Genomic DNA, 22430 nt, shown 5'->3' on the forward strand with positions numbered 1-22430 from the left:
GTTACTCGGTAAAGGCGTTGCCGACGCTCTGGCCGCCAACATACGTCTCGACGAGGGTGAGCTCATGGTCGAACACGACAAAGTCGGCGTCGCGACCCGGCATGATGCTGCCGCACTTATCCTCGATGTGCGCGGAGCGTGCCGGCACCTCAGTTGCCATGCGAATGGCGATATCGGCGCTGGCGATGCCCCAGTCGACGATGTTCTTGACGCCCTGGGCAAGCGTGAGCACCGAGCCGGCAATGCTCTTGCCGTCGGCGAGCCAGCACAGGTTGTCCTTCATGATGACGTCCATGCCGCCACTGGTGTAGCTGCCCTCGGGCATGCCGCCGCAACCCAGGCAGTCGGTGATGAGTACCGTGTGCTGCCAGCCCTTTGCCTGCAGCAGCGCCTTGATGGCGGCAGGGTTTACGTGCTTGCCGTCACAGATGATCTCGGCGTAGGTCTCGGGCGTAGACATGGCAGTACCCACGACACCGGGCTCACGGTGATGCAGACCGCGCTGGCCGTTATAGGTATGCGTAAAGCAGCTGGCACCGGCATTGATAGCGGCGATGCACTCATCGTAGGTGGCGTCGGAGTGACCGATGCTGGTCACCACGCCCTTGGCGTTCAGAGCAGCCGCATAAGCAGCGGCACCGTCGCGCTCGGCGGCCATGGCGCTCTTAACGATGCGACCGCCCGCAGCCTCCTGCCACTGGTCGAAAACCTCCTCGGAGGGGTCAATCAGGTAAGCGGGGTTCTGCGCGCCCACGTGCTTCATGGTAAAGAAGGGGCCCTCCAGGTAGATGCCCTGAATGCGGGCACCGCAGAAGTCGGGGCCGCGGCCCTCGTCCGCCTTGGCGATAGCAGCGCAGGCGTCCTTGATCTGTTCGACGCCATCGGTGAACGTCGTGGGCAGCCAGCTGGTGGTACCGCGACGGGCGAGCTCGGTTGAGCTGATATCGATGCCCTCGGGATCGTTATCGGTAGTTGAGTGGTTGTAGAAGCCATGGATGTGAGTATCGACCATACCCGGTGCGATCCACGATCCCGTGTAGTCCTTAATCTCGCAAGAGGGCTCGTCGGCCTGCCAGGCGCCAAAAACGCCATCCTCGACCATAAGATAGCCGCCCAGTTGCGGGCCTGCCGGCAAGAAGAACTTGTCAGCCTTAATTGCGTACGTGCTCATATGCACTCCTCGCTTCTAAAGCAGTTGACTGTGGTAATGCTTATACCCAGCTCACGTAAAACAAAAAGCGCCCGCCCGCCGTTATGAGCGGACGGGCGCCCTTACAGGGGGACGCGATTAAGCGGTGAAGGGGTGAATCGTCACGCCCTTAACCACGCGGTTGACCGTGCCGGTGGGGCTCGGCGTATCGGGCGTGTTGCCCACGCGGACGGAGTTGAGCAGGCTGATAGCCTGGGCAAACATCACGAACGGCAGAGCAAGGTAGCCCTCGGGAAGCGCCTCGTAGCCCTTAAAGGTGAAGGACTCGCCCTCGTAGACGGTGGCACCTTCCTGCTGAACGGCGACAGTGTGCTGAGCGATCTTGTCGCCACCGATCTCGTTGAGGATGTCGATGTCGTACTGACGGGTGTAGGCGTCGTTGTTGACGAACACAAAGACGAGCGTCTTATCGTCGACGAAGGACTTAGGTCCGTGACGATAGCCCATGGAGGTGTCGTAGGAAGTAGCGACCAGACCGTGAGCGAGCTCGAGGATCTTGAGCTGGCTCTCCTGAGCAAGGCCACCGAAGGAGCCAGAACCCAAGTAGGTCACGCGGGTGAAATCGCCAGCCAGGTAATCGGCGATCTCAGGCTCACGGGAGATGACCTCCTCGCCCATCTTGGCAATCGTCTCGACCCACTCGGCCTTCTGCTCGTCAGAGGCAGTGTCGAAAATAAGGGTGGAGAGCAGGGTCATGCAGGAATAAGAACCGGTCATGGCGAAGCCCTTGTCGTTGGCGCGCGGAATGAGCAGCGTCAGCGCATTGGGATCATCGGCAGACTCGACGGCAAGCTTGCCCTCGGGAGCGCAGGTGATGTTGAGGAACTTGACGTTGTGGACGAGCTCCTTGGCAACGGCAACGGCGGCAAGGCTCTCGGGGCTGTTGCCAGAGCGGGCAAAGGAAACCACGAGCGTGGGATCCTCGGCGCGCAGGAAGTCGCGCGGGGCGCTCACGATGTCGGTCGTGGCGATGGGCTTAAAGTCGTAGAGATCAGTGTTGCCAGCGTGACGCAGGTACGGAGCGCAGGTATCGCCAACGTAGTCGGACGTACCGGCACCGGTGAAGACAACGGACAGACGGCCCTCGCCCATAGCGCGAGCCTCGGCCAGGAAGGCCTCGATGGCCTCCTTGTTCTCGCGATAGATGTTGAGCGTATCACGCCAAAGCTCGGGCTGCTGAGCAATCTCGGCCGTGGTGATCTGGGCGCCGAGCTCAGTGAGCTCCTCGACACTCTTCTCGAACATTTCTAATACCTCTCTCTAGAAGTAATCCTCTGACGTGCAATTATACACTTCGGTTGGTTATCTGGTAGTAACCAGTTAAATGCAAAGAATCACCATATGGAAACGATGCGAGCACTAGTTACTGCGCTGGTGGTAAACCTTGTATTTAAACTGATCGGCACGAGCAACCGAGAGTGTGTACTCCACTACCTCGTTTGACTCGTTATACGTAGTCCTGACCAAATCGAGCACAGGCGAGCCCTCGACAATTCCCAAAAGGTGGGCATCGGTGGGACGGGCTATGCTCGCATAGAACTCCTCTTCGGCCACGCGAATCTTTTGCTGAAAGTCCTGCTCAATCACATCGTAAAGCGGCTTACGCTCCAGCAGCGGTCGCTTTAGGGACAGAAATTGACGAACCGGTAGATAGCTGCGTTCGACCATCATGGGCATGTTGTCGGCAGAGCGAAGGCGCTTGAGCTTAAAAATGCGATCACCGATGCGCAATCCCATATGCTCGGCCAGATTCTTATCGGCCTCCATCTCGCAAAACTCGAGAATCGTGGTCTCGGGTTCTCGACCCATCGCGCGCATCTGCTCGGTAAAGCTGTAGGACTGCATAAGATTGGTTGCTTTTGCCGAACGGTCGGTCACAAAGGTACCGCGACCGTGCTGCCGAACCACCAGTCCTAAACGCTCCAGTTCCTGCAGAGCCAGGCGTACCGTAGTGCGCGAGAGACCATAGCGCTCCGAAAGTTCGCGCTCGGAAGGAATCATGTCACCGGCGCGATATTCATGGTCAATCTTTTCGGTCAGAATATCGACCAGCTGATCGTACAGCGGTTGCTTACGCGCTCCGATCGCCATCCTATCCTCCCTTTTGCTCGAATTCGGCTAACTACCTAGGGTGTTATGCATTATCTGTCTGCCACACCCGAATCATTAAGAAAACAAAAGCCGCGCGCTCTTTCGAGCACGCGGCTTTTAACATACACATGGCTTAAGGGGTCGGGGTGTGAGCCGCGTAGGGACACACCCCTCAAGCTAGAGCCTTACCAGATGCTCGGCCAGAGACCAAGCGGGCCAGCGCCCAGGATGCCAAGGACGAAGAGCAGGAGAATGCCCTTGGTCGGGGTCCAGCTGTGCTTAGCGAACATGTAGTAAAGCAGCAGCGTAAGCATAAGCGGGACGAGCTTCGGGACGATGGTGTTGAGGGTGTCGGCAACAGAGAAGTTGACCGGATCCTCGGTAACGGTGCCGTAGGTCACGGACTCCATGCCGTTACCCAGATCGGTGACGCCGCACTCGACAGCGTTGCCGTCGGCATCGGAAGCGGTAAGGGCGTTGCCGTCCTTATCGGTCATGGCGATGGTACCGGCCTCAGCGGTCTCGGTATCGATGCCCTCCATACCGGTGAAGTTCTCGGCCTCCTTCTCGGAGACGATCACGGTAGTAGCGGAGAGACCACGGGTGGTGCCGTTGGGGATCTGGAGGTTGATCTGGGTGCCACCCATGGTGACGACCAGGCAACCGACGACGAAGACGCCCATGATGGAAGCGGCACGCGTGAAGGCCTGCATGTTGGCGGTCAGAGCGTCAATAGCGCTGGTGCCAAGCTTGTAGGACCAGTTCATGAGCCAGAAGCGCAGAGCGAACTGGACGACGTTGAAGATCACCAGGAAGATGATCGGTGCAGCGGCGTTGCCGTTGATGGCCATGTTGGAGGTGATGCCGGCCGTGATAGGCACGAGCGTCAGCCAGAACAGGGCGTCACCGATACCACCGAGCGGGCCCATTGCGGCGACGCGGACGGCGCGGATCGTGGGGATGTCAACCTTGTTCTGCTCGAGCGAAAGCACGATGCCCATAACAAAGGTGACAAGGAACGGGTGGGTGTTGAAGAACTCCAGGTTGTGGCTCATGGAAGCCGCGAGGTCGTTCTTGTTGGTGTGGATCTTCTCCAGACCGGGGATGATGGAGTAGAGCCAGCCAGCGGCCTGCATGCGCTCGTAGTTGAACGATGCCTGCAGGAAGCAGGAGCGCCAAGCCATCTTGTTGAGGGTCTTCTGGTCGAGCTGCGGAGCAGGAGTGAGATCCTCGTAGTGCTCCGGGATCACATACTCATTAGATGCCATCTTCGAAGTCACCTCCGTCAGAAACAGCTGCACCCTTCAGCTCGGTCTGCTGCTGGAAGTCCCAGAAAGCGATGCCGAAGCCGATGAGAGCGAGGATGAGCAGAGCAGGGGTTGCCAGCGAATCGTTGGCAACGGTGATGAGCGCGAGGCCAAAGCCCATGAGGAAGAAGCCCCACATATCGCGGTTCATCATAACCTTGAGCAGGACGGCGAAGCCGACGAAGCGCATCATGCCGCCTGCAGCGGACAGACCGGTCTGCAGCCAAGTCGGGATGGCAGAAGCGATGGTCTGACCAATGGTAGCGCCAGCGATGAAGAACAGGGTGACGACGACAGCGAAGATCAGGCCGAGCAGAGCCATGGCGAAGTAGTTCAGGCGCTCGATGCCCTTGGTGTCCGCGTTATGAGCCATGTTATCGGCCGTGGACATAAGCGGGGACATAAGCGTGAAGACCAGGGTAACGCCGAGCTGACCAAGCAGGGCGAACGGAATGGCAAGGCCGACTGCCGCGTTGGGCTCGAGACCCGTAGCGATAGCGAGAATGGCTGCCATGATGCCGCCGATGACGGCGTTAGGCGGCTGAGCGCCTCCGATCGGCATGTTGCCGATCGTCATGAGCTGATAGGTACCACCCACGAGAAGACCGGTGTTGAGGTCGCCAAGGATAAGACCGATGACGGCGCCGGTGACGATGGGCTGATAGAGAGACTCGAGGAAGTCAAACTGGTCGATTGCCGCGATGAACGTGACGACGAAGACCAGAGCGATCTGGATGATCGAGTATTCCATCTTGCTCCTCCTTTCAAAATGTATGTACGCACTTTGGATATCACGTACAGAACGTCAGGGTTTCACTCCTGACAACGTGGATCACGAGGATTACGAGAAGAGCTTGCTCGTGTCCTCAACAGGCGTGCTCGGAACGCGCCTGATCTCCAACTCCACCCCCAATTCCTGCAGCTCTTTAAACGCAGCGACATCCTCGTCGTTAACTGCGACGGAGGTGGCGACTTGGCGCTTTCCTTCCGACATGTGCATGTTGCCGATGTTTACCTTCTTTATAGGCACACCGCCCTTGACGAGCGTAAGCACGTCTTCCGGTGTTTCGGCCACGATGAAGATCTTCTGGCGCGGGCTCGCCTTGCCAATGACGTCGATGGTCTTCTGCAGGGAGAAGAAACGCGTAGCGACGCCGGCGGGAGCGGCCATCTTCATGAGGTTCTGGCGCATGGTGTTGGACGCCACGTCGTCGTTGGCGACGAGGATGAGGTTGGAGCCCAGAGTGGAGTTCCACTGGGTGGCAACCTGACCATGAACCAGTCGGTTATCGATGCGGGTAAGAAGAATGTTGGGTTCTGCCATGTTGATCAGCTTCCTTTCGTTATTTGCTGACGACAGTTACTTGATCTCCTGAATCGCGTAACGCGAAACATCTACGACGGCTCCGGATCGGACTTTGATCTGGACCTTCTCGCCTTCGATGCCTTTGACGGTTCCGTAGATACCGCCGGCGAAAAGAACCTCTTGACCCGGCTTGAGCTCGGTGTGCAGCTCCTTGAAGTACTTCTGCTTCTTCTTCATGTTGATTTGCGACCAGATGGTGTAAATCAAGCCCATGATGACAAGCAGGCCTAAAAGGGCGACCGAGGAGCTCAGGACGTTGGCTCCGAAATCGGCCATTAGATGCCGTCCTCGTCGCCGAAGATATCCTCTTCCTCGGAGCCGGCAACGGATGCGACCGTCTGGGCGGTGACGCCCGTCTGGCCAACGGTCACGGCCTGCTCGCCAAGCTCGGCGAGCGTGGCATTGCCGCGGAGGAACAGAAGCTCAATAACCATGGGAAGGTTGGTGCCAGTCAGAACCTCGACGTTGTCGACATCCTGGGCAATCATCATCGACTGGTTGAACGGGGTGCCGCCAAGCAGGTCGGTAAAGACGAGCACGCCATCGCACTCCTCGCGCATGGCGGTAATAGCGGCGCGGAGATCCTCACCGTAGGATGCGGCCTGGTCGCCCTCAAAAGGAACGACGGTAAAAGCAGGCTGGTCGCCAGCAACCATCGCGATAGCGCTTGCAAGGCCGGGTGCGAACTGTCCATGACCGGTAAGAATAAAGCCAACCATTCAAATTTCCCTTCCGAAGGTGTGTACAATCTGAGTCCGATGATTTTCGGAAGCCAGCGGGCGCTCGCCCTTAAAGCTTCTTGGAAAGCGTTCTTTGAAGACCAGTGGTTTCTAAACTGGTAGTAACCACGTGACGTGTTGTTGTCACTATATCACCCCAGAAGAGGCCGCTTCCGTTGATTCATACGGTAAAACGTTTTTGCACCGTTCACGGTGATAAATCGACCGTTTACCGCTCGTTAACACTTCTACCTGCGGTTTTGAAACCGTTTCGAAACGCTTTGGCAAAAGATCGGAACTTTTTTTGTGTCTAAACAACGCAGGGCGGCAAAAAATAGCGTGTTGAAAAATTGCAGGTCATTGTGAAGATATGTGAATTGGTCTTTTTGACTTAATACCAGTTAGAACCAGTTTTGAGATTATCGGTGAACGGTAGTTTTCGACCGTTCACCGGTTACTTGCAATCGTTTGCAGTTGTTTTCCCATATGAATTAGGGAAACACAATGGAGCGCTTGCGCGGGCGCAAGGCCTACCCCAGTGGTTTCGGCAGCAAAAAGCCCGCTAGAACGTTGTCCGTTCTAGCGGGCTAAATCAGGCAGATCGGCTAGCGCGCAGTAGTGCAGGCAAACCTTACGCAAACAGGCCGTAGATGCTGATGTTGGCCTTGGCGTAGAGGCCGTTAGCATACTCGGTCCACTTGGAGCTGGCGCTCGAAGCCTGCGAGGAGTACTGCTGGTAGGCGGTGTAATAGGCGGTCATGGCCTGCTTATAGGTAGCGCTATCGGCAGTAAAGGCATCGTCGGCAAAGGCCTTAGCGTAGGTGCTATCGGCGTCCTTCCAGGTGCCCTTCTCGCTATCCCACTCGTCACCGGCAAGGTTGATGATGTAATCGGCGTAATCCTTGCTCGCGGTCTCCTCGTTGCCGTCAGAAGGCTCGGTCGGGGCGGTCGGCATGCTTGCGGAGCTATCGCCCACCTTCTTCTTGTAGAGCTTCTGCAGCGTCGCGGACTGACGGACGATCTGCTTGGCCTGGTCCTTGGACACGCCGTACTGCGTGGCCATGGTCTTGTAGTCAGAAGTGCCGATGGAATCCTCGGCGTACTGCTTCATCTCCTTAGAAGAGACGGTGATGCCCTCGTCCTCGGCAGCATCGAGCAGAATCTTGTTGCGCACATAGGACAGGATGACGTCGGCAGAGGGAGCGGTGTAGTTGCCATCGCTATCCTTGACGGTATCGAGGCTGTACTGGCTCTCGATAGCCTCGCGCGCGGTGATGTCGCTCTTCTTGCCGTTGTAGCTATAGCTTGCCACGGTCGAATCGAGCTGATCCTCGGTCAGGGTCGACGAACCGACGCCCTTGCCACCAAAGCCACCATTGCCAATAAAGAAGCCGACCACGGCAGCGATCACGACTGCGACCACGAAGGCGGCAATCATCGTCTTCTTGTGCTTGGATGCGCAACCGCCCTCATTGGATGCCGGGATATCGTCGTCCTCGTCCTGCTCCTCGGGCATGAGGTTCTCGTCGGCGGCGTCCGCGGCGATCTTTGCCTCCAGGCGAGCATCCTCCTCCTCAGCCGTCGTGCCGGCGGCAATGTGCTCGGCAGACGTACCGGCGACCAGATCGATCTTCTCGTCCTCGTCACCGTCGGGGCCTTCGCCGCGCTCGATGATCTGGATGCCGTCGATCTCGTCCTTCTCGTCCTTCTTTTGAATCAGACCCATATCAGTTACTCCTTGTTAGGAAACATAGTCTTCAATAGAATACGCCCGACAGAGTGCCGGGCGTATTGATTCTTAGGTTATACGCAAACACTTAAGTACCATTTAGGCGTTTGCAGCCTGCATGTCTTAGGCCAGGTGCGCGATAACGGCATCGGCAAAGGCCTGCGTGCCCACGGCGCCCTCGACGGAGCCGGTCTGGGCACGACATACGTCGCCGGTAACCTGCTTACCCTCGTCGAGCGTGGCGGACACGGCGGCGCGGATACGATTGGCCGCATCGTTCTCGCCCAGATGATCGAGCATCATAGCCGCAGACAGAATCTCGGCCGTGGGGTTGGCGATATCCTGGCCAGCGATATCGGGCGCGGAGCCATGCGTTGCCTCGAAGATGGCGCAGTCGGCACCGATGTTGGAGCCGGGGGCCATACCCAGGCCACCTACCAGGCCGGCGCACAGGTCGCTGACGATATCGCCGTACAGGTTGGGCAGCACCAGGACATCGAAGTCGTTGGGGTTCTGGACCAGGCCCATGCAGGTGGCGTCGACGATCTTGTCGTTGAACTCAATATCGGGATAGTTGGCGGCCACCTCGCGCGCAACGCGCAGGAACAGGCCATCGGTCGCCTTCATAATGTTGGCCTTGTGCACGGCCGTCACCTTTTTACGGCCGCAGCGGCGGGCGTACTCAAAGGCGTACTCCACAATGCGGCGGCTCTTGGCGATGGAGATGGGCTTAATTGAGATGGCGGAATCGGCGGCGAAGGTCTTCTGACCCGAGCGCTCGACAAGCTGTGAGAGCTCCTCGACCTCGGCAGCGCCCTCATCGAACTCGATCCCGGCGTAGAGGTCCTCGGTGTTCTCACGCACGATGACCAGGTCGACGTCGCGGAAGCGCGAGCCGTCGCCCGGCTGCGACAGGCAGGGGCGCACGCAGGCGTACAGGTCGAAGTGCTTGCGCAGGGCCACGTTAACGCTGCGGAAACCCGTGCCGACCGGCGTGGTGATGGGGCCCTTGATGGCAACCTTGGTCTCGGCGACCGCATCGAGCACGTGCTGGGGCAGCGGCGTGCCAAACTCGTCCATGACGCCGGCACCTGCCTCCTGGACGTTCCAGTTGATCTGGACACCGGTGGCCTCGACCACGCGGCGCATGGCCTGCGTAATCTCGGGACCGATACCGTCACCGGGAATCAGGACTACATCGTGCGCCATAATCTGTTACTCCTCGTCTTCGGCGTCGTCAGATTTTTTAACGCTAGCACGCTTCTTCTTTTTGGAGAGATCCAGGCCAAAACGTTTAACAAGCATTTCGCAAATCTCGCTCGAACGGGCCTTGAGATAGCTGCCCTTGCCGTTCTCGGCGTCGAACTTAAGGCGCAGCGCAAGCTTCTCGGCGACCTCGGCGTCGATCTCGCCCTGGCCAAACTCGTACAGGCAACCGAGCATATCGCGATACTCAAGGTCGCCGTGGTAGCACTGGATGGCCTCGTCTAGGATGGGCCAAGCCTCGCGTGAACGCTCAGCACTCGTGGCGCCCCACACGCACAGCAGGCGGAAGGCGGCATAGCGCAGCGTGGAGGAAATCTCGTCGAACAGTGCGGTCTCGGCGCCCTCAAAGGCATCGCCCAGCTGCTCGGGGCAGGTGGTGGCGAGCGCCGTCAGGGCATCGAGGGCCTCCCAGCGGGTCTGAGCCTCGGGGCGGTCGAGCGCCTCGATCAGCGCGGGCACGCAGGGCACCACGCGCTGCGGATCGCGCTCGGCAAGCAGGTGCAGCACGCGGGCGGCAAACTGGCGGATACGGCGCGTGGGGCAGCCGAGCTCCTGGACCAGGCGGTCGACGGCATTCTCGTTCTCCTCTGCCAGCTGAAGCTGTGCCAGCTCCTCGTCGGTGAGCTGTTCGTCTTTGTTTTCTGCCATAGTTACCTCTTTTTACTATTTCTTAGCGTGCTTGCCAGCACCCTTGCTGTCATCGGTGACCGAGATGAGCTGTCGGTCGGCAGCGCCATTACGACGCGCACGGCGGCGTTCCTCGGCATCGCCCGCGTCGGCGGCGGCGCGGTGTGCCTTGTTGACGTTAAAGACCTCGTCGTGCTTGCGCCACGGACCGACGGACTCGCCAAAGCTCATCTTAAGGCCGGCGATAAAGCCGCCGAGCCAGCCGATCGGCGCAAACTGCACCAGCGGGAACAGCGAGAACACCCAGGTCAGCAGGACGACTGCCGCAGCTCCCGCAAAGTTGGCAATCCAGTAGTCGCGCTTGGTGATGACGCGCTTTTCGCACGCCCACTGGCCGCACAAAAAGCCGATGTAGATCGCAAAGAGAAAGAGCACCAGCGCAAGCACCACGAACGTCAAGCTCATAGGCGCTACTCCCCGTGATGGTGGCCGCAGCAGCACTCGTGGCCGTCGTCATGACCGTGACCGCCGCAGCACTCGTGGTCCTCGCCATGGTGGTGTCCACAACCGCACTCGTGGTCGTCGCCACGCTCGCCGCAACCGCAGCCTTCCTCGTGAGCACCGTGCTCCTCGGGACGATACTGCGACCAGTCCAGACCGGCGGCGATGGCATCGGCCTCCTCCTTATAGAGGACCGTGACGGCCTGGGTGCCCAGCTTGGCACCACCGATGGCATCGAGCATGTCGTAGAGCGTAAAGGCCACGTCGGCGCCGGGCAGCGCAAGCTCACGGTCGTCGGCATAGGCGAGCGCCAAGCGCAGGTCCTTAATGAAGTGCTCGACCATAAAGCCGGGCTTGTAGTCGCCGTCGAGCGCCTTGGGCGCCAGGCTCTCCATGGCGCCGGACTTGCCGGTGCCACCCAGGATCATCTGACGGGTCTTCTCAAGATCAAGGCCGCTCAGCTCGGCAAACGCCAGCGCGTCTGCCATGCCGACCATGCAGGCGCCCAGCGACACCTGGTTGGCGAGCTTGGCAGCCTGGCCCTTGCCGGCGCCATCGAAGCAGCAGATGGTTGCCGCAAAAGTGGAAAGGATGTCGCGGACCGGCGCGATGTCGTTCTCGGTGGCGCCCACGATAGCCGTGAGCGTGCCGGCGATGGCACCCGACTCGCCGCCGGTGACGGGGCAGTCAAACGCCATGCGACCGGAGACCTGGGCGGCCTCGGCAATATCGCGCGCCAGCTCGGGCGAGCTCGTGGTAAGGTCGATCAGGACCGCACCGGGCTTAGTGCACGCGAGCAGACCGTCACCCGCCAGGTAGAGCTCCTCGACCTCGGAGGGATAACCCACCATGGTAAAGACGACGTCGGCGTTCGCCGCGGCATCTGCCGGCGTATCGGCCCAGACGGCACCGCGCTCAACGAGCGCTGCGGCCTTGGACTTGGTGCGATTGTTGACCGTGACGGGATAGCCAGCGTCCAGAATGTGGCCGGCGATGGGGGCACCCATAATTCCGGTGCCGATAAATGCGACAGAGAGCTTATTTGCCATGAAACCTTTCCTTTTGGGTTGGGTGTTATTACCAGGTTGAATACTCGGTGCCAGCGTTTGGGCTGTGAGTTGGGATCGATTACGACCGCGTTACTTGCCTACTGCCCGCGCACGCGGCGAGCGATGCGGTCGGAAAGAGACGCCTTGTCGGCGCGGTTCTTACCCCAAAACGCGCAGGCCACCATGCCGGGACCCACGTGCGAGCCGATGGTAGGGCCCACGGAGCTTCGAATGATCGTGACGTCGGCGCAGCCCTCCTCCTTGCGGATGGCGGCTTCGAGCCAGTCGCCGTCCTTATCGGCATCGGCCGTCATGATGGCGATGGGCATGGTGCGGTCGGGCACGTAGTTCTCGCGGAACGACTTGAGGATGGACTTGAGCGCCTTCTTGCGGCCGCGGTTGACGCCGATCAGCGACAGCGAGCCGGCCAGGTCGTAGGAGAGCTCGGGCTTGACATCGAGCTTTGCCGTGAGCTGCGCCGCCGCGGGCGGAATGCGGCCGCCGGCAGCCAGCGCATCGAAGCTCTCGAGCGTAAAGTAACCGTGCACGTAGGTCTTGGCCTCGTTTGCCCAATCGACCAGCTGCTTGGCAGTCAGTCCCGCCGAGCGCTGGCGCACGGCCTCGAGCGCCAGGAGCCCGCCGGTCGCGCAGGGTAGGGCGTTGTCGACCACGTACAGTTCAAAGTCGGGATACTCGGCGCGCACGGCATCTGCCGCCTGGCACGCGGAGTTGTAGCTCGACGACAGCGCCGAGGTAAAGCACAGGTAGACCGTGGGCGTGCCCTCTTTGGCGCACTCGGTAAAGAACTCGATATAGCGACCGAGCGACACGGCCGAGGTGGACACGCGGGCGCCGGCGCGCATGCGGTCGTAGAACTCCTTAGGGCTCATGCTCGACCAGATGTCGTCCGTGCGCTCCTCGCCATCGATAATGAAGGGGAAACCCAAGATATCGACATCGAGGTTCGCGGCGACCTCGGGGCTAAAGTCGCAGCAGGTATCGACAACGATGCGGCAACGGTCCGAATGACCGGCGGATACGGCCTTGTCCATCAAAGCGACTCCTTACGTAAAAAGGCGGCCACCCGCATGGGATGGCCGCCAACCGTTAACTCATGCAAGTTAACGTATTTTACTCGTCAAGTGTTTCGATGCGGGGCTTGATGATGCCATATCCACCATTCTTACGGTGATACACCACATTGATGAGACCGGTCGTCGCGTTCTCGAACACGTAGAAGTCGTGGCCCAGCAGATCGGTCTGCACCAGCGCCTGCTCCTCAGTCATCGGGGTGACGTCGATAACCTTCTCGCGGACGAGCAGGTCATCCTCCTCCTCGGGCAGCAGCAGGTCGGCCAGATCCTCGACGCGCTCGACCGGTGCAACATCCGCTGCGCTGGCACCACCCTGGCGGTTGTCCACGACCTTGGTCTTGAACTTGCGCAGCTGGCGGGTGACCTTATCGGCGGAGAGGTCGATGGCGGCGTACATATCTGCACCGTGCTCGGCAACGCGAATCACCGAACCGCGGGCGCGAACCGTAACCTCGACGATTGCCGGGTTGGGGTTCGAGGGGTTCTTCTCATAGCGAAGTACAACGTCGACCGTCATGGGCTCGATATCGAAAACCTTGAGCGCCTCGCCGATCTTCTCATCCACATGCGCACGCAGAGCATCGGTTACCGTCGTCTTGCGTCCAGAAACCTTGATATCCATACGTGGCTCCAATCTGCCTCGGGGACTTACTGTACTGGCTATGTACCCATTGCCGTGCATTTAATCACGCGGATTCTCAAAGACCCGAATAACGATTGCTTGATACCGCATACCGAAGTCTCGCACTTTTCTGTGGCAAAGTGCGCTATAGGAGGGAGCCGGCGACTTTGTATTTGGTCCTGAAAATTGGCTTTGACCTGCTGGTTTTATTGGGATGAAAAAGCCGGGCTCCCCTATTGGGGAAGCCCGGCAGTGCGTGTTGAAACCGTGAAGAGGTGTCCTTTCCAACGTATAGGAGACACCACCCCTAGCAATAACTAGCTATTAAGTTTGTTAATGTCGTCGTCGGTGATGGTGCCTTCCTGGCTGGACGACTTGTCCTCGGAGGATGCGGTCTCATTGTTGGAATCGGAGGACTCGCTGCCGGAAGACGTGGTCTCACTGGACTCAGAGTCGCCCGGCTGCACGTTAGCGCCCGAAACCGTCTTAGTGGTGAGGTCGTAGGGCATCGTGCCGTACCAGACGCAGTGGACCGCCTCGAGCGTGCCGTCGGCCGTAATACCGTCGAGGGCATCGCTCACGGCACGGCACAGTTCGTCATTGGACGAGAGGCCCGCAACACCAAGCGTCGAGGGCGCCTCGAGCGCACCGACATAGGAGATCTCGCTCATCAGGCGCGCAAGGTAACCGCCAGCCGTGGAGTCGCAGATCACATAGTCGACCTCGCCGGACTCGAGCGCCTCAAAGCACTCGTTGATGTTGGAGTAAGTCTTTTGGTTGGCGGTGATGCTCTGCTTAGCAAGCGCCTCCTGCGAGGCCGAGGACATCTGGATACCCAGAGTAGACGTGTTAAGGGTATCGGTGGAAACGCTCAGCGACCCACCATCGCTGGTTTTACCGAACACGGAAGCGGCATCGTACAGGCAGGTGCCGAGCGAGCTAACGTCCCCATCCGTGGAGTTGATCTCGCCGATAAAGATATCAGCCTTTTTGTCACCGAGCGCGGAACCTGCCGAGGACGCATCGACAAAGGCGACCTTAAGGCCCATGCGGCTTGCGAGGGCGCGGGCAGCGTCGACTGCATACCCCGTGAGCTCGCCGTCAGCGCCCTGCATGGCCTGCGGCGCATCGGAGGTATCGAGGGCAACCGTCAGGGTACCGGGGGTGACCAGGGCATCATCCGACACCGCGGGCGTGACGGTCTCGTACTCGATCTGGTCGATCGTGGGAGTCGTGAACGTAGACAGCGGGTTGAACGCGCATCCGCTCAGGCCCAAAACGGCGATGACCGCTGCGGTCCCAGCACCTAACCGAGCCGCGTGCATCAAGCTGCCCCTCACCATGTCCACTACCCTGCCTTCTGTGTCGTATACGATCCGTGCGTTGCGCGGAATATCAGATTGTTCCCACCAGCTGACCTGGTATTTGACCCCACACTTGCGCACCGGGGTGTTTGCTCGGGAGGCCGCAGCCACCTTCACGACTGGCCCGCTCGCCCGCGAGGCGGTATTGCCCCAAAGAAAGTAGAACGGACGGTGCGGCTTACATCTAGGACGCGCCATGATCGCGCCGCGCGCACGCGGTCGCTTACGTGGATCCCTTTGACCGCGTCTGTCTTGGACTAGGGCGGGCATTTCGTCCGTCCGCAACCACAGCCTGGTAGGAACGTAGCGCATTATAGCTAAGTTCAAGCTAAAGTTTAAGGTTAGGGGCGTCATTCGCATCGCGAGTACAGATTTCGCAGGTCGGAGTGGGCTATTCGTGCCCCTATGAAGCCCGGAGCCCCCCTACGGGGAGCTCCGGAGCGTCCTTCTTGGGGTGCCGTGGCCAAAAAATGGCAAATATGAGTACTGTCACCAATTTAGTAACAGGCAATTTTGGCCTCACGGACAGATTTTGCGCTCAGTGTCGCCAACCTGATGCTTAGTTATTCCACATTTGTTTATTATCTTCTTACTTTATGCCGCCTCCGAGTCCTAAATTCCTTGATTTTGCTGTTACTGATTTAGTGACAGTACTCATATTTGCCATATTTTGGCCAGAGCATATGATTAACCCCCTATTTTCGACGTGAATTAGACCGGCTTAAGCCCAAAACACGCCCGCAGCGTGTTAAGCAACGCCTCTTGCTTCTTCCTGCGGGCATCGACACGATTCCGGTACCGCTTTCGCATACGCTGGTGCATGCGCCATGCGAGTGCTTCCATCGCTTCCATGTCGCAGAGCATTTCGTTGTTGACCGTCGCGACCTCGATTCCCATAGTAATCAAGCCCATGTTGCGTTTTTCATCATGGATACGTCCCCTCCGGGAGGAATGGCCCAGCTCACCGTTGTACTCCAGGTCAAACCGGGCTGCCTCTTGATACGCATCGCAAACTGCATGAGGCATCCCCGAGATTGCCTGCGCGCGGTCATCGAACTCGATCTTGTAGTCGGTCTTAAAGGGACCACAGGCAAATCCGCCATAGGAAAACGGAAGCGAAAACAAAGCGAGCATGATGCACTCCATGGGTGAGCGCAGGTTTTCCGAAAGATAGGGAAACAGACGCTGCAGTTGTTTGGCCGTGTTCCCCCTGTATACCGCGAGATAATCTGCCAGACGATCGGGCATCAGCACCGGCTCGACTTCAAAGTAGCCCACGTCTGCCGGTTGGTCCTTGTCCTTTGCAAGTTTATTCGTAACAGGCGAGGTGTAAGGAGGCAGATACTTCCCGCGGTCGCTCAGTGAAATCTTAGAGCACAGCTCCTGGGCCAGGGCAAACGCCTGGATGCAGCCGACCTCGCGCGCAACGGCAACACAAAGGGCCTCGGGAGATAGGCTGTACACCCCCGGTTCCACCTCTAGAATCGAGTCGGCGGGCAACCTGGAACACACGGACCAGCCTACGCCAGGCATACGGCGGCGCTGCGTCGCAGATCCCACCAGCAAGCACAGATCTTCTTGCACCTCGCCACTTTTGGCTCCAATTCGCACCAAGTCAGGAAGATAGATATCCTCGGTCGAGGGCGACGACGTGCGCAGCACACGGCGCTCTTCATCGGGATTAAGGTCCTTCCAGCTGATATAGCCCATCTGCCGGCGCTCGGCGCGCATCATGCGCAGCGCTGAAGCGCCTGTTAGGATTACGGAAGCCGCTAGCTGTTCGCCTGTCGGCTCGTTGCGCCGCTCAATCTTCACTGCCACAAAACCACCCCTACCAAACACGTGCGATAGCAAGGCCATCGACTGCCGCAGCGCCGGCACGCTTGAGCTCCGCCGAGGCTGCTGCCATGGTCGCGCCCGTGGTGATAACGTCATCGATAAGCAGTAGGCGGCGGCCGTGCACGTCCTCAACCGTCTCGTACATGCCTTGGGCACGCTCGCGACGCTCCTCACGACCGAGTTCGCGCTGGTCGCCATGCCCGTACTTGACGAGGGCATCGAGCAGGGGAACACCCGACAGCTCGCAAAATGGGCGCGCAATGGCCTCCATGTGATCGAATCCACGACGCCGAAACGCCGCTGCCGTCGCGGGCACAAATACCACCGCGTCCGCACCGGACAGCACACCTCCCAAGCGTTCGGGCGCTACGGCCTGGGCATGCAGGGCGGTGTCGTAGAGCAGCTCCGCCAGATACGGCGCCAGGCGTCGCTCGCCCGCGTCCTTGTACGCTTTAATGATGCGCGGCAGCGGATGCGCATAGACGGAGCACGCCAGGCACCGGTCGAGTGCCTCCGCCATTGCCGAGGACGTGCCCTCGACCGAACACTCAGTGCACAGCAAATCCCCAAACGGGGCGCCACATCGGGTGCAGCTATGACGTGGGTCGATGAGCGCAAGCGCGGCCAGGCAGTCTTGGCAAATAAGCGCACCGGCGCGCTCGCAGCCGGCGCATCGCGTGGGCGACAATGCCTCGAGCGCCTCGCGTGCCACCCGCTCGGCAAACGGTAGCAATCCGTCCGCAAACGGTAGGGCGCCGGGACCCTGCAGACGACTCAATATGTTCAGATGACTCTTCAAGACACAACCCTCCCTACGTTCGGTCGCAGGGAGGGTTGTTGATTCAGCGCTATGGTACCCCGACGCGTTTGGGGTCAGGCAGGTTAAATCCGCTCGCGGGCGTTATTCGCCGGTAGGCGGTTGTGGTGCAGACGAAGACGGGGTCGAGCCCTCGCCACCATCCTGGCGCGGCTTGCGGGAACGGCGACGGCGACGGCGCTTTTGGCCCTGGTCGGCCGAGCCCTCGCCACCGCGATCCTCGCGCGGCTCGCGCTCGTCGCGAGCGGCGCCACGCGAAGCCTTGGCAGCCGCTCCCCCGCCATCTCCGGGACGACGGCGCGTGACCTTGACCTCGCCATCCGAGACCTGATCGGCAACGGAGGGCACTGAGGGCTTCTGCTGCGCGCCCGAGGAATGGCGACGACGCGGACGCGGTGCGCGCTCCTCCTCGCCACGTGACTTGCCGCCCTTGTCGGCAGGCGCATCGGAACCCGAGGAGCCCTTGGAAGCGGCACCGGCCTCGCGAGCAGCTGCGGCGCGGAAGGCGTCCTCGCGCTCCTCGCTCGACAGATGACGGCGACGACGGCGCGTGGGGTTCATGCCACCGCCGCGATTCTGCTGCTGGGGCTGTTGAACCTCGCGCTCGCGAGCTCCGTTCTTGCCGGCGGCTGCGGCCTCGCCGGCATCGGCAGAGCCCGCACGCTTGCGGCGGCGACGGCCGCCAGCGGCCTCCTCGGCCTCGGACGTTGCGGCATTGCCACGACCCTTTCCGCGGCCACGGCCCTCGCCCTGCCCCTGACCGGCGCGAGCATCGGATTCAGCATCGCGACGACGGCGCTTGGGCACCGACGTACCGGCCAGACGGTCGGCGCTCGACAGGCCATCGCCCACGTCGACGCCGTTCTCGCGGTCGAGCTCCATAAGCGCCAGACGCATCTCGGGCGACTCGATGCGCTCGAGCACGTCGCGCGTCACGCAGTCGGGGCGGCAGTTGCAGCCCTGCTCGGCGGCCTTCTTTTTGCAGCCCTCCGAGCAGGTCATATCGGCCAGGTTGACCTTAAAGACCTTGCCGTTCTCCAGGCGCAGCACCAGCTGCTCACGCGGCGTGTCATATTCCTGAATACGCGCCTTGCCGAGCGGCGTATCGATGAGCGTCTTCTTTTTGGGCGCACGGCTCTTAAAGTCCTTGTACGCTTCGAACTCATAGCGCAGGCAGCACATCAGGCGGCCGCAAACGCCGCTGATCTTGGAGGAATTGAGCGGCAGGTCCTGCTCTTTTGCCATGCGGATCGAGACGGGCTCAAACTGTCCGCCAAAGCGCGTGCAACAGAGCTCCTGGCCGCACTGGGCATAGCCGCCCACCAGGCGAGTCTCGTCGCGCACGCCGATCTGGCGCATGTCGACGCGAATGTGCAACGTCGAGGACAGATCCTTGACGAGCTGGCGAAAATCGACGCGCTCCTCGGCCGCAAAGTAGAACACGGCCTTCTCGCCGCCAAACAGGTACTCGACGCCCACCGGCTTCATCTCGAGGTCGAGTTCTTTGACCAGACGGCGGAAATCGACCATGGCCTCGTCGCCCTGGATGGCAAGATCGTCGGCAAGCTGCAGGTCGATGTCGCTCGCCACGCGCAGCACGGGCTTGAGCGGCTGACCGATCTCGTCTTGCGGCACCTCGAAGGGATCGGCCGTAACCAAGCCGATCTCGGTTCCGCGCTCGGTGGAGCAAATGGCATAATCGGCCTCGAGGATATCCAGGTCCTGCGGGTCAAACCACAGGTCGCGCGAGGCGTAGGTAAACTTAACGGGTACGACTAACGGCATTTCAGTGCCTTCCTGATATCGAACAGCATGACCTCGATGGCCAGCTGGGGAGTAACGTTTCTGGCGATGTTGCGCTCGGCGGTCGCGACCGCCTCGAGCGCCCGGGTGGCACCCGCAACATTGGTCGCGGCGGCAAGCCGACCGATCGTGTCGCGCACATCCTCGTTCACCACGTCGGCTGCCTCGTCCTGAAGTGTCAGCAGCACGTCGCGCATGAGCGTCCGCGCGCTCGCCAGCGCTTCCATGATACCCGAACGCTCGCGCGCGTTGAGTTCGCGCTTGTTGCGGTCCTCAAGCTGCTTCAATGCTCCACGCGACAGGTAGTCGGCATTTTGCTCGAGTACCTTTTCCTGCGTGGACTTGACCTCGGCGAGCGGCGCCTTGACGGCGACGATGAGCGACTTGGCGCGACTGAGCACGTCGGCCTCGTCGGCGGCAATGAGTGAGTCGATGGCACGGACCATCTGACGGCGGGCGTCCTGGCGCTCGGCGCTCTTAAGAAACTCGATGCCGCGTGTGGGGCTTCCCGCCACGGCGACCGCCATGCGGCAACGCGCAGGGTCCTGACCGGTGGCGCGGCTCACGGCCTGCGCGGCGACGGCGGGCGACACCAGCCGAAACGGCACGCACTGGCAGCGGCTCACGATGGTGGGCAGCATCACGTCTGCCGAGGTGCCCAGCAAGATGAACATAACGCCCTCGGGCGGCTCCTCGAGTGTCTTGAGCAGTGCGTTGGCGGTGTTGGCGCGCAGTTGCTCGGCACGGTCGATGATGTAGACCTTGGCCTTGGAGCGAATGGGTGCCAGCGGCACGTCATCGAGCAGCTCGCGGGTCTGGGCGATGAGGTAGCCCGTAGCGCTCTCGGGCGTGTAATAGTGCACGTCGGGATGCGTGTGCCGAGAGACGCGCACGCAGCTATCGCATGCGCCGCAGCCGTCCTGCTCGCACAGGAAGGCCTGGGCGAGTGCCCATGCGGCGTCGAGCTTGCCCGCGCCGGGAGCGCCCAAAAACAGGTAGGCGTGCGATGCGCGGCCGCTGGCGACGGCGTTGGTCAAAAAGTCGCGCACGCGCTCTTGGGTGTCGAGCTTGGCCAGCAGGCTTGCCTGAGCGGGGGCCATGTTACTCGGCCTCCTTGGCAAGCGCGGCGGCGACAGCATCCTGGGGGATATCGAGACCGTACGCGCGAACCTGCTCGACCGTCTTCTCGAAAACTTCCTCGACGGTCGTAGTGGCGTCGATGAGCTTTACGCGGTTTGGCTCCTCGGCAGCAATGGCGCAAAACCCCTCGTAGACACGCTCCTGGAATGCCATGCCCTTAGCCTCCATGCGATCTGCCGCGCCACGGGCTGCCATGCGTAGCGCCGCCTGCTCGGGCGTGATGTGGTAGACGAGTGTGAGCGCCGGGTGCGTTCCCGCGACGGCCAGGTTGTTGGCGTCGCGCACCATCTGGCGATCGAGGCCGTCGGCAAACGCCTGGTAGCAGGTCGTGGAATCGTAGAAGCGATCGCACAGGACCACCTTGCCGGCAGCGAGGGCGGGCGCGATGACCTCGTGCACCAGCTGGGCACGCGCGGCCTCGTAGAGCAACAGCTCGCAGGTATCGCCCATCGCCATATTGGCGGGGTCGAGCAGCAGGGCGCGGATCTTTTCGCTAATGGCGGTGCCGCCCGGTTCGCGCAGGCTCACAACCTGGTGGCCAGCGAGCTCGAGCGCGCGAGCAAGCAGGCGCGCCTGCGTGGACTTGCCGGCACCGTCGACGCCCTCGAGCGTGATAAAGCTATGTTGAGCAGGCTCAAAAGCCATGGGCGCAGCCCCTTCCTACAAGGCGCGTAAATGCAGATATATCAACCAAGTCATGATACCCCAGTGCTCGGCACGTCCCAACGATTAGCCGACAGTTAGGGACGTTCCTAAACTGCCGGCAGATAAGGAACGTCCCTAACTGCCGGCTTCTTGGGGCAGTGGGTATAATCGTCGTATTGCATTGAAATGTGGCGAAAGGAGTGGCAATGTCTCGGTATTGCGCCTCGTGCGGCAAGCTTCTTGCAGATGATGCCAAGTTCTGCACCTCGTGCGGTGCACCCGTTGAGCAAACAGCCGCGAGCGATAGCCAGCCCGCTTTTGAGCAGACCGGCTCCCTTGATACGCCGCAAGCCAAGGCGGACGACCCCCTCGCTTATCGCCCCGACCCCGCCGCAAGCCCCGCGGCCGTCGAGACCACGCAACGCATACCCGTCGCGAGCAGCTCGTCCCAACAGCAGCCGGCTCCCGCATACGCTCCCACTTCGCCACAGACCCCCGCTCCCAAAAAGAGCGGCACCGGGCCGCTTATCGCCGTTATCGTTGTGCTGGTGGCGATCATCATCGCCCTGGTCATCTTCTTTGCAATCAGACCGTTCGACAACGCCGCCACGCAGACGCCTGCCGAGGTAGCTAAGCTGCACCATGACGTCGACGACGATGACCTAAAGCCTCTCGGCGATCCCAACAGCCTGTACGACGAGGATGACGATGACGACGAGGATGACGGCGAAGTAACGCTCTCCGAGCAAAACCTCTACCGTCGCCTGAGCGAATACTACGACCTGCTCGAAGACCTCGACAGCCAGGTCCGTGGCTGCGCACAGAACTTCAACGGCAGCTATCTGGAAGAGGATCGAACCACCCGTCAAAATCTCGCCGACGTCGCCGAGCGCACGGAGGACACCATCGAGCAGTATTACGACATCGTCGAGGACCTGGACGTCCCGACGAGCTCCAAGAACTACAGCTCCTGGAAGGATATCATCGCCCTGTACGACGACCTGGATCACCGCATTGACGCAATCTGTGATGCCTGGGAGATCAGCCTGAAATACGCCAAGCCTGCGGACCACAAGAATGAGATCGTGGCGCCGCTGTCGCGCGACAACGTGGCGGGCACCAATGACAATAAGTACCGCCTAGACTTTGAGGAGCGCTATCCCGGCGCCAAACCCGTCGAAGTGAACTAGCGCTTTGTCGTTCCCGAGCCGGCAGTTAGGGACGTTCCTAAACTGCCGGCA

The 22430-nt window shown here is 60.5% G+C and carries 22 protein-coding genes; 1 reads left to right on the plus strand and 21 read right to left on the minus strand.

What is annotated here, in order from left to right; genetic code table 11:
* Nucleotide 1: 1 nt before the first annotated feature.
* The 21 genes from nagA to tmk all read right to left on the minus strand — a co-directional run bounded on the left by nagA (nucleotide 2) and on the right by tmk (nucleotide 21189).
* Entirely contained in the window at nucleotides 2-1171 is a 1170-nt protein-coding gene (gene nagA / locus AQ996_RS03835; RefSeq protein WP_055251205.1) for an N-acetylglucosamine-6-phosphate deacetylase, read from the minus strand.
* Between the two features lie 117 nt (nucleotides 1172-1288).
* Entirely contained in the window at nucleotides 1289-2455 is a 1167-nt protein-coding gene (locus tag AQ996_RS03840) for an AgaS family sugar isomerase (protein WP_055251207.1), read from the minus strand.
* Between the two features lie 114 nt (nucleotides 2456-2569).
* Nucleotides 2570-3301 (minus strand): GntR family transcriptional regulator, encoded by a 732-nt coding sequence (locus AQ996_RS03845; RefSeq protein WP_022094608.1) that lies wholly within the window; start codon nucleotides 3299-3301, stop codon nucleotides 2570-2572.
* 185 nt (nucleotides 3302-3486) lie between these two features.
* Nucleotides 3487-4569, minus strand: coding sequence for a PTS system mannose/fructose/sorbose family transporter subunit IID (locus AQ996_RS03850; RefSeq protein WP_055251210.1), 1083 nt, complete (start codon nucleotides 4567-4569; stop codon nucleotides 3487-3489).
* Entirely contained in the window at nucleotides 4559-5359 is an 801-nt protein-coding gene (locus AQ996_RS03855) for a PTS mannose/fructose/sorbose/N-acetylgalactosamine transporter subunit IIC (RefSeq protein ID WP_022094610.1), read from the minus strand. The genes AQ996_RS03850 and AQ996_RS03855 overlap by 11 nt, the downstream gene beginning before the upstream one ends.
* Nucleotides 5360-5449: 90 nt before the next feature.
* A complete protein-coding gene (gene agaV, locus AQ996_RS03860; protein ID WP_022094611.1) occupies nucleotides 5450-5932 on the minus strand; it encodes a PTS N-acetylgalactosamine transporter subunit IIB in 483 nt (160 codons plus the stop codon).
* 36 nt (nucleotides 5933-5968) lie between these two features.
* A complete protein-coding gene (gene yajC, locus AQ996_RS03865) occupies nucleotides 5969-6250 on the minus strand; it encodes a preprotein translocase subunit YajC (RefSeq protein WP_022094612.1) in 282 nt (93 codons plus the stop codon).
* A complete protein-coding gene (locus AQ996_RS03870) occupies nucleotides 6250-6693 on the minus strand; it encodes a PTS sugar transporter subunit IIA (protein WP_035137680.1) in 444 nt (147 codons plus the stop codon). The genes yajC and AQ996_RS03870 overlap by 1 nt, the downstream gene beginning before the upstream one ends.
* A gap of 631 nt (nucleotides 6694-7324) precedes the next feature.
* Nucleotides 7325-8419 carry a hypothetical protein gene (locus AQ996_RS03875; protein WP_055251212.1) on the minus strand — a complete coding sequence of 365 codons (1095 nt, stop codon included), beginning with the start codon at nucleotides 8417-8419 and terminating at the stop codon, nucleotides 7325-7327.
* A 126-nt stretch (nucleotides 8420-8545) separates the two neighbouring features.
* Entirely contained in the window at nucleotides 8546-9631 is a 1086-nt protein-coding gene (locus AQ996_RS03880) for an isocitrate/isopropylmalate dehydrogenase family protein (protein WP_055251214.1), read from the minus strand.
* Nucleotides 9632-9637: 6 nt separating this feature from the next.
* A complete protein-coding gene (locus tag AQ996_RS03885; RefSeq protein ID WP_055251216.1) occupies nucleotides 9638-10336 on the minus strand; it encodes a HEAT repeat domain-containing protein in 699 nt (232 codons plus the stop codon).
* Nucleotides 10337-10351: 15 nt separating this feature from the next.
* Nucleotides 10352-10780, minus strand: coding sequence for a hypothetical protein (locus AQ996_RS03890; protein ID WP_055251218.1), 429 nt, complete (start codon nucleotides 10778-10780; stop codon nucleotides 10352-10354).
* A 5-nt stretch (nucleotides 10781-10785) separates the two neighbouring features.
* Nucleotides 10786-11865, minus strand: a complete 1080-nt coding sequence (locus AQ996_RS03895; protein ID WP_055251220.1) for an NAD(P)-dependent oxidoreductase — start codon at nucleotides 11863-11865, stop codon at nucleotides 10786-10788.
* Between the two features lie 98 nt (nucleotides 11866-11963).
* On the minus strand, nucleotides 11964-12917 hold the full coding sequence (locus tag AQ996_RS03900; RefSeq protein WP_055251222.1) for a DegV family protein: 954 nt from the start codon (nucleotides 12915-12917) through the stop codon (nucleotides 11964-11966).
* A 79-nt stretch (nucleotides 12918-12996) separates the two neighbouring features.
* A complete protein-coding gene (gene hpf / locus AQ996_RS03905) occupies nucleotides 12997-13581 on the minus strand; it encodes a ribosome hibernation-promoting factor, HPF/YfiA family (protein WP_035137685.1) in 585 nt (194 codons plus the stop codon).
* A gap of 317 nt (nucleotides 13582-13898) precedes the next feature.
* The gene (locus tag AQ996_RS03910) at nucleotides 13899-14906 is read right to left on the minus strand and encodes a substrate-binding periplasmic protein (protein WP_055251224.1); all 1008 of its coding nucleotides are present in this window, start codon (nucleotides 14904-14906) and stop codon (nucleotides 13899-13901) included.
* Nucleotides 14907-15656: 750 nt separating this feature from the next.
* A complete protein-coding gene (locus AQ996_RS03915) occupies nucleotides 15657-16766 on the minus strand; it encodes a hypothetical protein (RefSeq protein WP_055251225.1) in 1110 nt (369 codons plus the stop codon).
* Between the two features lie 10 nt (nucleotides 16767-16776).
* Entirely contained in the window at nucleotides 16777-17583 is an 807-nt protein-coding gene (locus AQ996_RS03920) for a ComF family protein (RefSeq protein WP_253274600.1), read from the minus strand.
* 102 nt (nucleotides 17584-17685) lie between these two features.
* The gene (locus AQ996_RS03925; RefSeq protein ID WP_055251227.1) at nucleotides 17686-19386 is read right to left on the minus strand and encodes a PSP1 domain-containing protein; all 1701 of its coding nucleotides are present in this window, start codon (nucleotides 19384-19386) and stop codon (nucleotides 17686-17688) included.
* A complete protein-coding gene (locus AQ996_RS03930) occupies nucleotides 19377-20504 on the minus strand; it encodes a DNA polymerase III subunit (protein ID WP_055251229.1) in 1128 nt (375 codons plus the stop codon). Before AQ996_RS03930 ends, AQ996_RS03925 begins: the two co-directional genes overlap by 10 nt.
* 1 nt (nucleotide 20505) lies before the next feature.
* The gene (gene tmk / locus AQ996_RS03935; RefSeq protein WP_055251231.1) at nucleotides 20506-21189 is read right to left on the minus strand and encodes a dTMP kinase; all 684 of its coding nucleotides are present in this window, start codon (nucleotides 21187-21189) and stop codon (nucleotides 20506-20508) included.
* Nucleotides 21190-21395: 206 nt separating this feature from the next.
* On the opposite strand from tmk, the gene AQ996_RS03940 reads away from it, so the two are divergent.
* On the plus strand, nucleotides 21396-22379 hold the full coding sequence (locus AQ996_RS03940; protein WP_055251233.1) for a zinc-ribbon domain-containing protein: 984 nt from the start codon (nucleotides 21396-21398) through the stop codon (nucleotides 22377-22379).
* The last annotated feature ends 51 nt before the right edge of the window (nucleotides 22380-22430 follow it).

Source organism: Collinsella aerofaciens (assembly GCF_001404695.1).
Classification (GTDB): Bacteria; Actinomycetota; Coriobacteriia; order Coriobacteriales; family Coriobacteriaceae; genus Collinsella; species Collinsella aerofaciens_E.

Excerpts from the sequence above, each read along its gene's own strand:
- nagA (WP_055251205.1), bottom strand. The coding sequence starts at position 1,171 with ATGAGCACGTACGCAATTAAGGCTGACAAGTTCTTCTTGCCGGCAGGC.
- AQ996_RS03840 (WP_055251207.1), bottom strand. The coding sequence starts at position 2,455 with ATGTTCGAGAAGAGTGTCGAGGAGCTCACTGAGCTCGGCGCCCAGATC.
- AQ996_RS03845 (WP_022094608.1), bottom strand. The coding sequence starts at position 3,301 with ATGGCGATCGGAGCGCGTAAGCAACCGCTGTACGATCAGCTGGTCGAT.
- AQ996_RS03850 (WP_055251210.1), bottom strand. The coding sequence starts at position 4,569 with ATGGCATCTAATGAGTATGTGATCCCGGAGCACTACGAGGATCTCACT.
- AQ996_RS03855 (WP_022094610.1), bottom strand. The coding sequence starts at position 5,359 with ATGGAATACTCGATCATCCAGATCGCTCTGGTCTTCGTCGTCACGTTC.
- agaV (WP_022094611.1), bottom strand. The coding sequence starts at position 5,932 with ATGGCAGAACCCAACATTCTTCTTACCCGCATCGATAACCGACTGGTT.
- yajC (WP_022094612.1), bottom strand. The coding sequence starts at position 6,250 with ATGGCCGATTTCGGAGCCAACGTCCTGAGCTCCTCGGTCGCCCTTTTA.
- AQ996_RS03870 (WP_035137680.1), bottom strand. The coding sequence starts at position 6,693 with ATGGTTGGCTTTATTCTTACCGGTCATGGACAGTTCGCACCCGGCCTT.
- AQ996_RS03875 (WP_055251212.1), bottom strand. The coding sequence starts at position 8,419 with ATGGGTCTGATTCAAAAGAAGGACGAGAAGGACGAGATCGACGGCATC.
- AQ996_RS03880 (WP_055251214.1), bottom strand. The coding sequence starts at position 9,631 with ATGGCGCACGATGTAGTCCTGATTCCCGGTGACGGTATCGGTCCCGAG.
- AQ996_RS03885 (WP_055251216.1), bottom strand. The coding sequence starts at position 10,336 with ATGGCAGAAAACAAAGACGAACAGCTCACCGACGAGGAGCTGGCACAG.
- AQ996_RS03890 (WP_055251218.1), bottom strand. The coding sequence starts at position 10,780 with ATGAGCTTGACGTTCGTGGTGCTTGCGCTGGTGCTCTTTCTCTTTGCG.
- AQ996_RS03895 (WP_055251220.1), bottom strand. The coding sequence starts at position 11,865 with ATGGCAAATAAGCTCTCTGTCGCATTTATCGGCACCGGAATTATGGGT.
- AQ996_RS03900 (WP_055251222.1), bottom strand. The coding sequence starts at position 12,917 with ATGGACAAGGCCGTATCCGCCGGTCATTCGGACCGTTGCCGCATCGTT.
- hpf (WP_035137685.1), bottom strand. The coding sequence starts at position 13,581 with ATGGATATCAAGGTTTCTGGACGCAAGACGACGGTAACCGATGCTCTG.
- AQ996_RS03910 (WP_055251224.1), bottom strand. The coding sequence starts at position 14,906 with ATGCACGCGGCTCGGTTAGGTGCTGGGACCGCAGCGGTCATCGCCGTT.
- AQ996_RS03925 (WP_055251227.1), bottom strand. The coding sequence starts at position 19,386 with ATGCCGTTAGTCGTACCCGTTAAGTTTACCTACGCCTCGCGCGACCTG.
- AQ996_RS03930 (WP_055251229.1), bottom strand. The coding sequence starts at position 20,504 with ATGGCCCCCGCTCAGGCAAGCCTGCTGGCCAAGCTCGACACCCAAGAG.
- tmk (WP_055251231.1), bottom strand. The coding sequence starts at position 21,189 with ATGGCTTTTGAGCCTGCTCAACATAGCTTTATCACGCTCGAGGGCGTC.
- AQ996_RS03940 (WP_055251233.1), top strand. The coding sequence starts at position 21,396 with ATGTCTCGGTATTGCGCCTCGTGCGGCAAGCTTCTTGCAGATGATGCC.